Source organism: Pseudomonas sp. IT-P176 (genome assembly GCF_949767245.1).
Taxonomy (GTDB): domain Bacteria; phylum Pseudomonadota; class Gammaproteobacteria; order Pseudomonadales; family Pseudomonadaceae; genus Aquipseudomonas.
Genome location: NZ_CATKPN010000048.1, coordinates 1 through 14,286, shown reverse-complemented (window position 1 = coordinate 14,286; position 14,286 = coordinate 1). Strand labels below are relative to the sequence as shown.

At 63.9% G+C, this 14,286-nt stretch carries 10 protein-coding genes, 1 pseudogene and 1 riboswitch; of the genes and pseudogenes, 5 read left to right on the top strand and 6 right to left on the bottom strand.

What is annotated here, in order from left to right:
* Positions 1 to 98: 98 nt before the first annotated feature.
* The 4 genes from ACM6IP_RS14540 (at position 99) to ACM6IP_RS14525 (ending at position 5,028) form a co-directional block, all read left to right on the top strand.
* Positions 99 to 770 carry an ABC transporter ATP-binding protein gene (locus ACM6IP_RS14540; protein WP_095171897.1) on the top strand — a complete coding sequence of 224 codons (672 nt, stop codon included), beginning with the start codon at positions 99 to 101 and terminating at the stop codon, positions 768 to 770.
* Positions 767 to 3,244 carry an ABC transporter permease gene (locus ACM6IP_RS14535; RefSeq protein ID WP_414861722.1) on the top strand — a complete coding sequence of 826 codons (2,478 nt, stop codon included), beginning with the start codon at positions 767 to 769 and terminating at the stop codon, positions 3,242 to 3,244. The genes ACM6IP_RS14540 and ACM6IP_RS14535 overlap by 4 nt, the downstream gene beginning before the upstream one ends.
* A complete protein-coding gene (locus ACM6IP_RS14530; RefSeq protein ID WP_414861721.1) occupies positions 3,234 to 4,307 on the top strand; it encodes a lipocalin-like domain-containing protein in 1,074 nt (357 codons plus the stop codon). Before ACM6IP_RS14535 ends, ACM6IP_RS14530 begins: the two co-directional genes overlap by 11 nt.
* A 142-nt stretch (positions 4,308 to 4,449) precedes the next feature.
* Complete coding sequence (locus tag ACM6IP_RS14525) at positions 4,450 to 5,028, top strand: hypothetical protein (RefSeq protein ID WP_159996809.1); 579 nt, start codon at positions 4,450 to 4,452, stop codon at positions 5,026 to 5,028.
* A gap of 279 nt (positions 5,029 to 5,307) precedes the next feature.
* Here ACM6IP_RS14525 and ACM6IP_RS14520 read toward each other — a convergent pair whose 3' ends face one another.
* The 3 genes from ACM6IP_RS14520 to ACM6IP_RS14510 all read right to left on the bottom strand — a co-directional run bounded on the left by ACM6IP_RS14520 (position 5,308) and on the right by ACM6IP_RS14510 (position 9,290).
* Entirely contained in the window at positions 5,308 to 6,705 is a 1,398-nt protein-coding gene (locus ACM6IP_RS14520) for a VOC family protein (protein ID WP_414861720.1), read from the bottom strand.
* Positions 6,706 to 6,885: 180 nt separating this feature from the next.
* Positions 6,886 to 7,815: an alpha/beta fold hydrolase gene (locus ACM6IP_RS14515; protein WP_414861719.1), complete on the bottom strand. Its 930-nt coding sequence runs from the start codon at positions 7,813 to 7,815 to the stop codon at positions 6,886 to 6,888.
* A gap of 20 nt (positions 7,816 to 7,835) precedes the next feature.
* Positions 7,836 to 9,290 (bottom strand): flavin-containing monooxygenase, encoded by a 1,455-nt coding sequence (locus ACM6IP_RS14510; RefSeq protein WP_414861718.1) that lies wholly within the window; start codon positions 9,288 to 9,290, stop codon positions 7,836 to 7,838.
* Between the two features lie 227 nt (positions 9,291 to 9,517).
* Here ACM6IP_RS14510 and ACM6IP_RS14505 point away from each other — a divergent pair, with 227 nt between their 5' ends.
* A complete protein-coding gene (locus ACM6IP_RS14505) occupies positions 9,518 to 10,591 on the top strand; it encodes a diguanylate cyclase (protein ID WP_414861717.1) in 1,074 nt (357 codons plus the stop codon).
* A 12-nt stretch (positions 10,592 to 10,603) separates the two neighbouring features.
* Here the strand turns inward: ACM6IP_RS14505 and ACM6IP_RS14500 are convergent.
* The 3 genes and pseudogenes from ACM6IP_RS14500 to ACM6IP_RS14490 all read right to left on the bottom strand — a co-directional run.
* Positions 10,604 to 11,512 (bottom strand): annotated as a pseudogene (locus tag ACM6IP_RS14500) (ABC transporter substrate-binding protein); the annotation flags it as partial.
* Positions 11,505 to 11,876 (bottom strand): (2Fe-2S) ferredoxin domain-containing protein, encoded by a 372-nt coding sequence (locus ACM6IP_RS14495; protein ID WP_401131237.1) that lies wholly within the window; start codon positions 11,874 to 11,876, stop codon positions 11,505 to 11,507. The gene ACM6IP_RS14495 and the pseudogene ACM6IP_RS14500, both read right to left, overlap by 8 nt.
* A gap of 13 nt (positions 11,877 to 11,889) precedes the next feature.
* On the bottom strand, positions 11,890 to 13,755 hold the full coding sequence (locus ACM6IP_RS14490) for a TonB-dependent receptor plug domain-containing protein (protein WP_414861737.1): 1,866 nt from the start codon (positions 13,753 to 13,755) through the stop codon (positions 11,890 to 11,892).
* Between the two features lie 204 nt (positions 13,756 to 13,959).
* A riboswitch (cobalamin riboswitch) is annotated at positions 13,960 to 14,165 on the bottom strand.
* Positions 14,166 to 14,286: the final 121 nt, after the last annotated feature.

Genomic DNA, 14,286 nt, shown 5'->3' with positions numbered 1-14,286 from the left:
ACTTGGCACCCCGGCAATCGTCAAACGACAAAAACCATGCAGGGCCGATGACCCGGTCCGCTATCCTTGAGCTCTCTGTCACCGAGCGAGCGTTGCCCATGCTGGAGGTTCAAGGGGTGTTCAAGAGCTACGCCACCGCCCAGGGACCCTTGGCGGTGTTGTTGGGGGTCGACCTGCGCCTGGAACAGGGCAGTAGCCTGGCGCTGATGGGCGAGTCGGGCAGTGGAAAAAGCACGCTGCTGCACCTGGTGGCCGGGCTGGACCAGGTCGATCGCGGCAGCATCCGGATCAACCAGCAGCCGTTGGAGCGGATGAACGAACGCCAGCGGGCCCACTGGCGACGCACTGAAATCGGCCTGGTGTTCCAGCAGTTCAACCTGATCGGCAGCTTGCGCGTGGAAGACAACCTGGCCTTCCAGGCGCGTCTGGCCGGGCGCCTTGATCCGGCCTGGCAGGCGCAACTGGTGGAACGCCTGGGCCTGGGGGATCTGCTCAAGCGCTACCCGGAACAATTGTCCGGCGGCCAGCAGCAGCGCGTGGCGCTGGGCCGGGCGCTGGCCTCGCGACCGCCCTTGTTGCTGGCCGACGAGCCCACCGGCAGTCTCGATGAAAGCACCAGCGATGAGGTGCTCGACTTGATGCTCGAACTGCTCGCCGACAGCCCCAGCAGTTTGCTGATGGTCACCCACAGTCCGCGGATCGCGGCGCGGCTGGCGCAGCGGGTGGTGTTGCACGGCGGACGCCTGGTCGACCCCGGCCCGCGGTCATGAACGTCTGGCGGGAAACCCTACGGGCGCTGCTCAGTCACTGGCGCCGGCACCCGGTGCAGTTGTTCAGTGTGCTCACCGGCTTGTGGCTGGCCAGCGGCCTGCTGACTGGGGTCGAGGCGCTGAACAGCCAGGCGCGCGACAGCTACGCCCGGGCCAGTCAGTTGATCGGTGGCGAGCCCCAGGCCAGCCTCGCAGCCGTCGATGGCGCAACCTTCGGGCAACAGCTGTTCGTCGAGTTGCGCCGGGCGGGCTGGCCGGTGTCGCCAGTGTTGCAGGCGCGGATCCAGCTTGAGGACCAGCCCGACCAGCGATTGCAACTACTGGGCATCGAGCCCCTGTCGTTACCCATCGGCTCGGCGCTGGCCGGACAAACCCTGAAGCTTGAGCAGATGGTCGACTTTGTCAGCCCGCCGGGACGGACCTGGATTGCCCCGACAACCTTGCAGGCCCTGGGTCTCAAGGAAGGCGACCGGCCGTTGACCACCACGGGTCGCACCTTGCCGGCGCTGCACGGGCAAGCCGACATGGCGCCCGGCGTGCTGTTGGTGGACATCGGCGTGGCGCAGCAGGTGCTGCAATTGCCCGGGCAGCTTTCGCGCCTGCTGCTGCCCAAGGAATTTGCCGCCAGCGCGCCGCCGTTGCCCGGCTCACTGGGTGCGCGCTTGCAGCTCAAACACAGTGGCGAAGAAAACAATCTGGCGCGGCTCACCGAGAGCTTTCACCTGAATCTGGATGCCTTGGGCGTGCTGTCGTTTGTCGTCGGCCTGTTTATCGTCCACGCCGCCATCGGCCTGGCCCTGGAGCAGCGCCGAGGCCTGTTCCGGACCCTGCGCGCCTGCGGTGTGAGCGGGCGGACGCTGATCGGCTGCCTGTGCCTGGAACTGGCAGGCCTGGCCTTGCTCGGTGGTCTGTTGGGGGTGGCCAGTGGTTACCTGCTGGCCAGTGTCTTGCTGCCCGACGTTGCCGCCAGCCTGCGTGGGTTGTACGGCGCCGAGGTGGCGGGGCAGTTGAGCCTCAGCCCCTGGTGGTGGTTCAGTGGCCTGGGCTTGAGCCTGTTGGGCGCCTTGTTGGCGGGGGGTAACAGCCTGCTGCGTGCGGCGCGCATGCCACTGCTGGCGCTGGCCAATCCGCAGGCCTGGCACCAGGCCCACGCCCGCTGGTTGCGACGCCAGGCCTGGGTCGCCCTGGGGGCTGCGGTGATTGGCCTGCTGGCATGGGGCTGGGGCGACAGCCTGGCCAGTGGTTTTGTGCTGATGGCAGCGCTGCTGCTGGGGGCAGCCCTGGGTTTACCGGTGCTGCTCGACGCGCTGCTGAATCTGTTGGCGCGGCGCCGGCGCTCGGTACTCGGGCAGTGGTTTCTCGCCGATTGCCGCCAGCAATTGCCGGCCCTGAGCCTGGCCCTGATGGCGCTGCTGCTGGCGCTGGCCGCCAACATCGGGGCTGGCAGCATGACCGCCGGCTTTCGCCTGACCTTCAATGACTGGCTGGAGCAACGGCTCAGCGCCGAGCTCTACGTCAATCCGCAGAGCCCGGCGCAGGCCACTGCTTTGCAGGACTGGCTGCCCCGGCAAAACCTTGACGCGGTGTTGCCCAGTTGGCAGGTCGCGCTGTCGCTGCAAGGTTGGCCGGCGGACCTCTACGGGGTGATCGACGACCCCAGCTACCGTGCGCACTGGCCCTTGCTCGAAGCCCTGGGGGAGCAACCCTGGGACCAGTTGGCGACGGGGGACAGGCTGATGCTCAGCGAGCAACTGGCACGCCGGCTCAAGGTGCGCCTGGGCGATCACCTGAGCATTGCCACGCCCCAGGGGCCGTGGTCGGTACAATTGATCGGGATCTACGCCGACTACGGCAATCCCAAGGGGCACCTGTTGGTGAATGCCCAGCAGTTGCTACGGCATTGGCCAGGGCTGGCCCCCAGTCGTTTCAATCTGCGGCTGCAGCCGGCACGGATTCCCGCGCTGGTCAGTGCCTTGCACAGGGACTTTGCCCTGGATGACAGCCGCATCGTCGACCAGGCCCGACTCAAGGGCTGGTCGAGCGAGGTCTTCGAGCGCACCTTTGCCGCCACCGCGGCGCTAAATAGCCTGACCTTGGGGGTCGCCGGCGTGGCTTTGTTCATCAGCCTGTTGACCCAAAGCGAAAGTCGTCTCGGGCAATTGGCACCGCTGTGGGCGCTGGGGGTGACCCGCCGCCAGTTGATGCTGCTCAACCTCGGGCAGACCTGGCTACTGGCGTTGCTGACCCTGGTGCTGGCGTTGCCCCTGGGCATCGCGCTGGCCTGGTGCCTGGACACGGTGATCAATGTGCAGGCATTCGGCTGGCGCCTGCCGTTGCGGGTGTTTCCCCTGCAATTGGCGCAACTGATGGGGTTGGCGCTGTTGGCCACGCTGCTGGCTTCGGCCTGGCCCTTGTTCAAGCTGTACCGCAGCCAGCCTGCGGACTTGCTCAGGCGATTTGCCCATGAAAATTAACCGGCTGTCTGCGTTGCTGCTGGTGCTGGGATTGACCGGGTGCGATGAGCCGTCGGGCGACCAGGGGTTCGCCGGCCTGGGTAGCGACGCGGCAGCCTTCAGTCAGGTGACACCCGGACGCACGTTGAGCTTTCCCGCCGATCACGCCGCCCACGACGGCTATCGCATTGAATGGTGGTACCTCACGGCCAATCTCAAGGATGCCCAGGGGCGGGAGTTCGGGGTGCAGTGGACGCTGTTTCGCAACGCGCTCAAGCCCGGTCCCGAACAACCAGGTTGGGCCAGCCAGGTGATCTGGCTGGGGCACGCCGCCGTGACCTCGGCCACCGTGCACCATGCTGGCGAACGCTACGCGCGCGGCGCAGTGGGTCAGGCCGGGGTGCAGGGCGTGCCCTTTGATGCGTGGATCGATGACTGGCGCCTGAGCACCCGGGCTGATGCCCAGGAACCGCTGGCAGAGATGCAGGTGCAGGCCAGTGGCGCGGGCTTTGCCTATCAGCTGCAACTGACGACCAACCGGCCATTGGTGCTGCAGGGCGAGCAGGGTTTCAGTCGCAAGTCCGAGCAGGGCCAGGCTTCGTACTACTACAGTCAGCCGTTTTTCCAGGCGCGCGGCATCCTGGAGATCGACGGCGTGCGTTACCAGGTCAGCGGCCCGGCCTGGCTCGACCGGGAGTGGAGCAGCCAGCCATTGCTGGCCGGGCAGAGCGGCTGGGATTGGTTCTCCCTGCATCTGGACAGTGGCGCGCACCTGATGCTGTTCCGGGTCCGGGAGAAAGACGGGCAAGGCTACCTCAATGGCACCTGGATCAACCCGGACGGCAGCAGCCGGAGCTTGTCACGCCAGGACATCAGCCTGACGCCTCTGGCTCGTAGCGAGGTGGCGGGGCGCCAGTTGCCAACCCAGTGGTCGCTCAAGGTGGCGGGCGAAGGGTTGGACATTCGGGTCGCGGCGCTGAACCCCAGGGCCTGGATGGCCTTGCGCATTCCTTATTGGGAGGGTCCGGTGCAAGTGAGTGGCACTCACCCGGGCACCGGTTACCTGGAAATGACCGGTTATTGAGTGGTCAGTCGCAGTCCGCGACCCTGTTCAGGAATGTTTTAGGAAAAGTGCTGATCTATGTCTATGCTCACTCGACACACAAGACTTTAGGCTTGCGTAGTAAGTCACTGCCCATATTTTATTGCACAGGGAATGTATCGCCATGAAGCTTCATACACTGACCAAAGCCATCACACTTGCCACCCTGCTTTCTACCGGCAGCCTCAGTGCCTACGCTGCGGATATTCCACTGTCGGAAGTAGTGGAGGCCAACCAGGTAATCACCAAGGTGATTTCCGTCGATGCAGCCAATCATGAAGTGGTACTCGAAGGCGCCGAAGGCAAGCCGGTGCACATCCAGTTGAGCGACAAAGCCAAGGACCTGGGCAACCTCAAGGCCGGTGACAAGGTGCAGCTGGACGTTATCCGTTCGGTCGGCACGTTCCTTGATACCGATGTCGACAAGAGCCTGCCAGGCTCGGTTGAGCGGGTCGGCGAAATGCGCGCCACCGAGAACAATCCGAACCCAGGCGGCACCGCCTACCGTCAGGTCAAGGTCCAGCTGAAAATCACCGCCATTGACCTGGCGAAAAACCAGGTAACGCTGCAGAACCCGGCAGGCCTGAAAAAGACCGTGACCGTGGAAAAACCTGAGCTGCAGGCCAAGCTCAAAAACCTCAAGGTCGACCAGAGCGTGGTGGTGGTCTACACCGACGTGCTGAAGGTCACCACTGCACACTAAGATTTATTGCCGCACGATAAAACCAGACCCGGTGATGGTGACCCCATACCGGGTTTCGTTTTTTTTCGCTTATGAATTCTGTTGAAATATGTCGTGCACATTTATTCAGAATTTGTCACCGGACATATCTGCCAACTTGCATTAAAATCACCGCCGTTCGCCCAGTGCCATGGCTCTTTACCAGTGCAAGGATTGCCAGGTTATGACACTGGGCGAACTCCTCTCTAAAAAGTTCGACAAACAACATTCAGATGTACAACATTTCTGAATGTTCGTGCCTCAGTTTCGCGCTGGCAGATTCAACGCCGCGTAACACTCTTCAAGCGAACGTTGCTGCGTTTGCGCATACAACCCCAGCTCATCGATGGTCGAACGCCCCAACGCCTGCTCGAACGCGGCTTGGTTGGAGTGCTGTGCATAGTGGGTCTGGGCGGCATCGCCGAGGTTCGACTGGAAGATCCCGGCGGCGCTGACTGGCAGGAAATCCTCGTACACCAGCGGCTCGAACCGCAGGAAACCGGCCTGCAGCAAAGCGTCCAGGCTCAGGCCCGCGAGCGCTTGGGCAGGGGCGGCGCGGCCTTGTTCAGTGACGAAAAACCGGAAGTAGGCCAGGCCTTGCTCACGCAGGGCGGCGTAGCTGTCCGGGAACGCTTCGAAGTGCTGGTGCATCAGGCGGTTGTAGCGTTCGGCGTTGGCTTCGTTGGGGAAGTCCTGCAGCTCGTCGCGGGCGGCATTCAGCAGCCGGTCATAAAGAGCCCGGCCTTGGGGCGTAAGGGCAGCGCCGCGTTGCTCGATTTCGCCGAAGCGCGCGCTGTGGCTGCCACTGGCCTGCTGCTGGTCGGTGAAGGCGATGGCTTCATCCAGCGCCTTGAAGCTGGTCTGGCGCAGCAGGATCGGGCACTGGCGACGGGGTGGGCCTTCGATGACGGCCTTGGGGGTGATGCCATGACTGGGCATCTGCGCCTGCACGATGTCGATGTCCAGGGTGCGCGGAGTCAGGTGGTTGATGTGCGGGCCCTTGAACGCCACCACATCGGCGACCAGCCGGTGCTGGGCACTCAGTTGCTGGTACTGCGCGGCGGTGACTGTGGCGTGGTGGTGCCAGCGGAAGGTTTCCAGTGCCTGTTCGACAAACGCCTCGGCCTGGGCTTCGTCCAGACCGCCTTGCTGTTCGGCCTGGTCGATCAGTTCCAGGGCCTGGGTGGTGAAGATCGAGCGCCGGGCCAGCACCGATTCGGCAAAGGCGCGCAACTCGGGGTCGGCGATCAGTTCCAGGCGCAGCAGCGAGGTGAACACACGAAACGGGCTGATCTGCAGGGCGCTTTCATGCACCGCGCGAAACGCCGTGGAATGCACCGGCACCCCGGCCGGGGTAAGGTCGTAGTAACCCACCGGCTCCATGCCCATTACCGCAAACAGCCGGCACAGGGTGGCCAGTTCGCTGGCGCTGCCAACGCGGATCGCGCCATGGCGTTCCAGGTCCAGGCGGTCGATTTCACCGGTCGCGCGCAGTTGTCGGGCGATGGCCGGATCCTGCTCCAGCACCTGGGCGTTGGTCTGGGCTACCAGCTCCATCAAGGCGCCGTACAGCGGCACTTCTTCGCGGTACATGTCCGACATCGCCCGCGAGAAGCGTTGGCGGATCAGGTCAGGGCTGACGACGTTCTGGTAGCTCATGAATAGGAATCCCGGCGCAGTGACAGTGAAGTAGGCCGATTCTGTTCGGCGCTGGCGAGGCTTGCAAACGAAGTTTCTTCCGAACTTCATTCTGCAAACGACTGCTGCACAGCTCGTTATCACGTCTCTAGCTGTCGGCTGGGCGGATCAGTAGTTTTTCGACTGCCCTCTGGCGGCGGGCTAACGCCGCGGGCGCTCGAGAAACTGCCGAAACAAGGCTGCAGTCTGCGCCGGGCGTTCAACCATCGGCATGTGGCCGATACCGTCCCAGATTTCCAGGCGGGCGCCGGCGATGCCCTTGGCCCAGACCTCGGCGCTGCTGACATGCAGCAAGCGGTCTTCGCGCCCCCACAGCAGCAAGGTGGGAGCATGGATCTGCCCCAGCCGGGAGCCGATCGGCTGGCTGGCGTGAAAGTCCTCGAAGATCTCCGCCAGTTCTTCACGCCGGTCCTGGTAACGTTCGGCAATGGCCGCCAGCACCACGCCCGGGACCCAGGGCGGGGATGCCATGGTCATCCGATAGAGCTGCTTGAAGTCAGCTGGCGAGTGGATCAGGAACGGATTAATGCCGGCGGCCAGCAACCGCTCCATGTCGCTGGGCTCGGGCGAGCTCAGGCCTGCGGGGTCGATCAGCGTCAGCGAAGCGATACGCCCTGGGTGGGCGGCCGCCAGCCACGCGGCGACGTAGCCGCCCATGGAATTGCCGATCACGTGGACCTTGCCGATCCCGCAGGCATCGAGCAACTGGATCATCCGTTCGGCCTGGGTCGGGATGTCATAGCCGCCACCGGCCTTGAACCCGGTTTCGCCATGGCCGGCCTGGTCGGGGATGATCACCCGGCAGTCGTCGACAAAATGCCGGGCGAAGCGCAGCCAGATGGTTTTGTCGGCGCTGTAGCCGTGGAGCAGCAGGAGGGTCCGGTCCGGCGTGTCAGGCCCGCCCTGGTAGGTGACCATGCCCATTTCGGCAATCGGCATGGTGATTTTTTCCAGGCGATATAGGCGCGCCTCCAACGCCGTGCTGGCGTCGTACAGCAGGTGGCCGAGACGCGGCCAGGTGCGCCAGGTCCAGTAGGCCAGCAGCAGCGCAAGGATCAGCACAATTACCATCGCGTTCTCCCCAGTACTCGTCAGGACAGGATGTGGTCGCCCGGTTTCAGTCGGCGCGTCAGTTGGTGGTAGCTGAAACTGAATCCGGGAAACATCGCGATCACGTGACCGCTCTTGCTTTGATACCAGCTGTGGCAGCCACCGGATTTCCACACGGTGCGCTGCATCTGCTGGTGGATCATTTCGGTATAGGCGCTTTCGGCCTCCTTGCGTACTTCTATGCTGCGCAGGCCCTGCGCCTTGAGGGTGCGAATGCAGTCGAGGATGTAGTTCATCTGCGACTCGATGATGAACAGCGCCGAGGTATGGCCAATGCCAGTGTTGGGGCCGGTGACGATAAACAGGTTGGGAAAGTCCGGCAGGCTGGTACCCAGGTAGGCGCGTGGGTAGAGCGCCCAGACGTCGCTCAGGCGAGTGCCGTGTTTACCCAGCACCGGATAATTGATCACCCCGTCGGTGGCGTCGTAGCCGGTGGCCCAGACGATCAGGTCGAGCTCCAGGTGCTGGCCGTCGAGGGTGCGGATGCCCCGTTCGTCCAGTGCGGCGATGCCCTGGTCGCGGCCGTGCAGGGTAACGTTGGCGCGGCTCAGCGCCGGGTACAGGGTGCTGGACAGAATCACCCGCTTGCAGCCGATGGTGAAGTCCGGGGTGAGCTTTTGTCGCAGCTGCGGGTCCGGCACCTGGCGCTTGAGATGATTGAGCGCTTGCCGTTGCACCAGCTTGAGGGCGGTTTTCGAATACTTGAAGGCAATCACCCGGGTTTCGAATTGCCAATAGATCAGCCAGCGCAGCAGCTTGTAGGCCGGCTTGAGTCCCAGCAGCCAGCGCTGGAAGCGGCCGAAACTGCGGTCGGCGCGGGGCAGCACCCAATGCGGGGTGCGCTGGAACACATGCAAGTGGGCGACCTGCGGCGCAATGCTGGGAATGATCTGCGCCGCGCTGGCACCGCTGCCGACGATGGCGACCCGCTTGTTGCGGTAGTCGTAGCGGTGATCCCAGGCATTGCTGTGAAAGGTGCTGCCGGCAAAACGTGGCAGGCCCTCGAACGCCGGGATCACCGGTTGGCTCAGCGGTCCGGAGGCGTTGATCAGGAACTGCGCCCGGAAGGTGCCTTTGCCACGGGTGAAGACCTGCCATTGCCGGGCGTTGTCGTCCCATTCGACCCGCTCGACATCGGCCTGCAACTCGACCTTGTCACGCAGTTGGTAGTGCTCGACCACATGTTGGGTGTAGCGGTGCAGCTCGGCCTGTTCGGCGAACATCTGCGTCCAGGGCCAGGAGGCGAACGACAGGGAGTAGAGCGGGGAGGGCACATCGACTGCGGCGCCGGGGTAGGTATTCTGACACCAGGTGCCGCCAAAAAAATCACGCCGTTCCAGCAGGCGGAAGTCGTCGATACCTGCCTTGAGCAGATTGACTGCCGCACACTGGCCGCCAAAACCGCTGCCGATGATCAGAACCTGATGGGTGTGCATGCTCCTCCTCGTTTTTCGTCGTGCCGCACACCCGCGCCAGCGGTGCGATGAGTCCCTGTCATTTATAGTCAATCTTTCGGCGCAGGGTAGGCTGGGCCGGCTTTTTCTGGCTGCTGGACGGTGATGGCAATTTGACGTTGCCCTGATAGACTCCGATGTGTTGCCGTCTGCGGGACTAGCTGTCGCAGGGTTCCCATCTGCCGTACCAAGAGGAGCTTTGGCCCCCTATGCAACCTGTTGCAGGAAAGGGACTTTCAATGGCCAAGAGGCTGTACACCTCGCGCTCCCTCGGCCTGGTGCTGGGCCTGTTGTGCGTGGGTGCGGCGCTGCTGCCGCTCAAGCCGCCGGTCTGGCTGGTGGCATTGATGCTGTTCAACGGCCTGGTATGGCCGCACCTGGCGTACCAGTGGACCCGCCGCTCGGCGGTGCCGTATCGCGCGGAATATCGCAACCTGTTGCTTGACTCGTTCATGGGCGGCTTCTGGGTGGCGGCCATGCAGTTCAACCCGTTACCCAGCGTTGCCACACTGTCGATGATGGCCATGAACAACGTGGCCATTGGCGGTTTGCGCTTCCTGCTCGCCGGTCTATTGGCCCAACTGCTGGGGTTGGGGCTTGGGCTGTTGTTGTTCCTGCCGACCTTCATCCCGCCGACCAGTTCCTTGCAGATGTATGCCTGCTTGCCGTTGCTGACCTTCTACCCACTGGCACTCGGTTGGATCTGCTTTCGCCAGACCCATGCCCTGGGCAAAAGCAAACGTGAACTGTTGGCCCTGAGTCGCACCGACAGCCTGACCGGGCTGTTGAACCACGGGGCCTGGAAAGACGCCCTGGAAATCGAGTTCCAGCGCTGCCAGCGTCAGCAGGCCGGCGGGGCGATTGCCCTGATCGACATCGACCACTTCAAGTCGATCAACGACACCTACGGGCATGTCGCCGGGGACATTGTGCTGCGCCAGTTGAGCAAGATCCTCAAGCAGAACCTGCGCGCCACGGACGTCGCAGGGCGTTACGGCGGGGATGAGTTCTGCGTGATCCTTCCCGACGTGCCGCTGGCCCATGCGGTCCAGGCGATGGACGCCCTGCGCGACCGTTTCTCGGGCCTGGGCTATGAACAGAGCCCGACCCTGCAAGTCAGCCTGAGCATCGGCCTGGCGGCGTTCAACCCGATGCACAGCGACGCCACGCAATGGCTCAGCGACGCCGACCTGGCGCTGTATGCCGCCAAGACCACCGGCCGCAACCGCGTCATCTGCCACGCCGACGGGCTGGTCCAGCGCGTGGCCATAGGGGTCCCGTAGCAGCTCCATGCGTATCTCCTTTAAACGCTGCGCCAACTCCAGCGCCACGCGCCCGCTGGCGAACGTTGGCACCAGGTGGGCGAATGGTACGTCGAGCATGCGGTTTTCCTTCACTGCCCGCAGTTGCGAGAGCACCGGGTCGTGGCGCAGCAGATAACGCTTGCGGCTGGCCGGAGACCAGACGGCGTCGGCCAGCAACAGCACGTCGGGGTCACTGTCGAGCAAGGTCTCGCGGCTCACGCTCAGGCGGCCCAGGTCGACCTCGGCGAAGGTGTTGCGCGCCCCGGCGGCGCTGAGCAGGGCCGTGACGAAGGCGTTTTTGCCGACGCTGTCCAGGCCGTCCGCCTCGCTATCGAGGTAGAACACCGATAACGGTTTGGCACCGCTGTGCAGCGCCGCGGCCCGGGCCAGGTCGGCGTCCAGGGCGGCGCTCAATTGCTGCGCCTGCCCGGGGCGTTGCAGCAGAGCGCCGAGGGTTTGCAGGTCGGCACGGATGTGCGCGAAAAAATCCAGCGAGCGCTGATCGCAGGCGGACTCCAGCAGGTAACTGGCGATGCCCTGGCGAGCCAGCATCGGCCGTGAGCTCAGGTGTTGCGCAAAGGCCGAGGCAAACCCGCCCACCACCAGGTCGGCGTGCTGGGTGTACAGCACCTCAGCCGATGGATAACGCTTGGAGATCAGGGGGATGCCGCGGTAGGCGCCTTGTTCGATCGCCACATTGTCATCGTCGATATAGGCCACGCCAATCAGCGCCGGACCGGCTCCCAGGGCCAGCAAGGTGTCGGCGCTGTGCTGGTTGAGCGCGATGATTCGTTGCGGTGCCTGTTCGATTTCCCGGGTTGTCCCGCAGTTGTCGTAGGTCTGCGCCAGTGCAGGTAGCGGGGTACAGAGCGACACACTGAGCAGCAGTCGCCTAAGCATTGGACGGATCTCCTGCAGGCGCGCCGATCAGCAGGTGCGCGACCACCGCACCCGCCACCAGATGCCCGTCCACCAGTTGCTTGACCTCCTGGTCATCGCGCACCCGGTACCAGCAAGCATCCGGGTACACGGTCAGGACCGGCCCCAGGTTGCAGGGGAACTGGCAGCCGGTGCGGGTCAGCAGGACCCCCGCCGGTGTTTCGATCCGGTCGTGCTTGAGCAATTCCCGGCGCAGGGTTTTCCACAGCGCCAGGGAACCCCTGGCCACACACCGCGGCCCGGTGCACAAGAACACCTGGCGGGCGTGCGGCGGGATGCTCGACCAGGCCGGATCGCTCGGCACGCCGTTGACGTCATATTCCATGGCAAGCACTCCCTCAGAAACGGTAGGTGTAACGCACCTCAGTTGTGAACGGCCGGCCGAGGTTCTCCACGGACGGGCTGCCGGTGGTCATGCTGGTGGCGTAGTCACGGTCGAACAGGTTTTCCACCAGCAGGCTCAGGCGGTGGCGCCGGGCGTTGTCCAGGTAGCGATAGGCATCGGCATCGACCACCGAGTAATGGCCGTAATCCACGTCCTTGGCGCTGACCACCGAACGGATGTAGCGCAGCGCCCCTCCGGCCCCCCACAAGCGATTGTCCGACTCATAGCCCAGGCGTGAGCGGGCGAAGAAGCTTGGGATGTTGCTGATGGTCACGCCGTTGCGGCCTTCCACCAGGTTGCGGGTCATGTCGCCTTGCAGGCTCCAGCGATCATTGAGCTGCCATTGGCCGTCGACTTCGATACCGCGCACCAGGATCTCGCCATCACCGTTGACCCACTGGTCGCCGTCGAGGGTGATCAGGTCATCGATTTCCCGGCGAAAGCCGGTGACGCTGGCGCTGAATTCGCGGGCCAGCAGGGTGCCCCGGTAATCCAGGCCGAGTTCGGCATTGCGGCTCTTCTCGGCCTTGAGGTTGGGGTTGCCCATCTCCTCGCCAGGTTCGTTGACGTACAACTGCTCGGCATTGGGCAGCTTGTAGGCGCTGCCGATCTGGCCCCGCAATGCCCAGTGCTCCGTCAGGTCGTAGAGTGAGGTGAGCATGCCGACCGTGGCGCTTTCACCGCCGCTCAGGTGCTCCTGGCGAACGCCGATGCTCGGGTGCCAGTCCGGTAGCGCGGCGATCACCGGGCGCAATTGGGTATACAGCGCGTGGGCTTCGGCCTGTTGGTTGTCGATGACCATGACATCGTCCTGGCCCTTGAACCATTGGTTGTCGCTGCCGAACACCAGTACGTGGCCACCGGGCAGTTCGGCCTTGCCCTCGGCCTGCAGGCCCCAGTCGGTGAAGCCCCAGTAGTCGTTGTGGTTGAGCACCCGGGTGCCGCCGCCTTCGAGGTTGTAGACCCGGGTGTAGCGGGTGTCCCAGTCGTTGACATGGCCTTTGAGGAAGTAGCTCAGGTCTTGATTGACCTGCTGTTCGAAGGTCGCCGTGGCGATCTGTTGCACCCGGTCGTTGCTGGTGTTGCGGTTGTCCGTGGGGCGGGCGAAGTCCAGGTTGGCGTCGCTGTACTGGTAGAACAGTTCCAGGCGCGAATCGTCGCCGAAGGCCTGGGTGGCCTTGGCGCCAAAGGTGCTGACTTCGTAGCCGCGCTTGCGGTCGGTGGCGGTGCTGCGCATGTCACTGCTGCGAAATGGCTGGTAGCCGTCGGAGACGTTGTGGCTGACGTACGCCAGCAAGCCAAGGTCGCCAAAGCCGTTGCTGACGATCTGTTCGGCGCGCGCGTCGCCGCTGCGGCCCATGAAACTGTCCAGGCCCATGTTGAGTTCACCGGAGGTCTCGCGGGTCTGGGCGCTGCGGGTGACGATGTTGATCACCCCGGCCACGGCCTGGGTGCCGAACAGCAGGCTTTGTCCGCCCTTGAGCACTTCGATGCGTTCGATGGCATTGGCCGGCAGGGTGTCGAGGTAGAGCCCACCGTACAGGCGATTGTTCAGGCGCACGCCATCGAGCAGGATCAGCGTGTCGTCGTTGCGCCCACCCAGCAGCGAATAGTTGGCGTAGTCGAAGGGGCCGTTTTTCGGCGCGACGTAGAGGCCGGGCACTGACATCTGCAGCACGCGGGTGATGTCGGCGTCGGGGCCGGCGCGCTCGATCCGGGCGCGGTCGATGATCTCGACCTTGCTGCCAAAGCGCGCCATTTCGGCGACGGTGGTGGATTCCACCGACGGGGCGCTGACGAGTTGCTGGTCGAGGGTCATGGCCGAGGTGTCGGCCAGGGCGGGTGGGCTGATCAGGCAGAGCAGGGCGCCACAGGCATACAGTCGCGCAGGACGCTGGTCCTGGCTGGAAGGAGTTGGAATCTGAGTCATTTTTGGTCTTCTCGAAAAAAATCTTCGCAGAAGCACGCAGGAGAAAGTACCGGACACGCGCCAATACCGGCCCATGCCCGCCCACCGCAGGTTTGCCAAACAGAAATTCCAGGCCGGTCTCCGGGCTTGCGAGGCTCGAAGCGTTCACCTTCCCAGGCCTTTGGGCCCAGTGGTCTGTCGAACGCGTCACTCGCTTACCGTTGCGGGGGCAGCACCGGACTAACCCTGAAAAGGGCGCACCGGTTTCCCGTTTCACCTCATGCACGGCGGCATGAGGCACCTGAAACTGGGCGGTATCTGAACACTCGGATGACCGTTCGTCAAATAATCAGGTGGGCTTTAGTACGCGGGGTACATATCCATTTCTGCGGTAACGGCCTCCTATGGTTCCGCTTTTACAGCGGCTCACTTTTGGAGGAG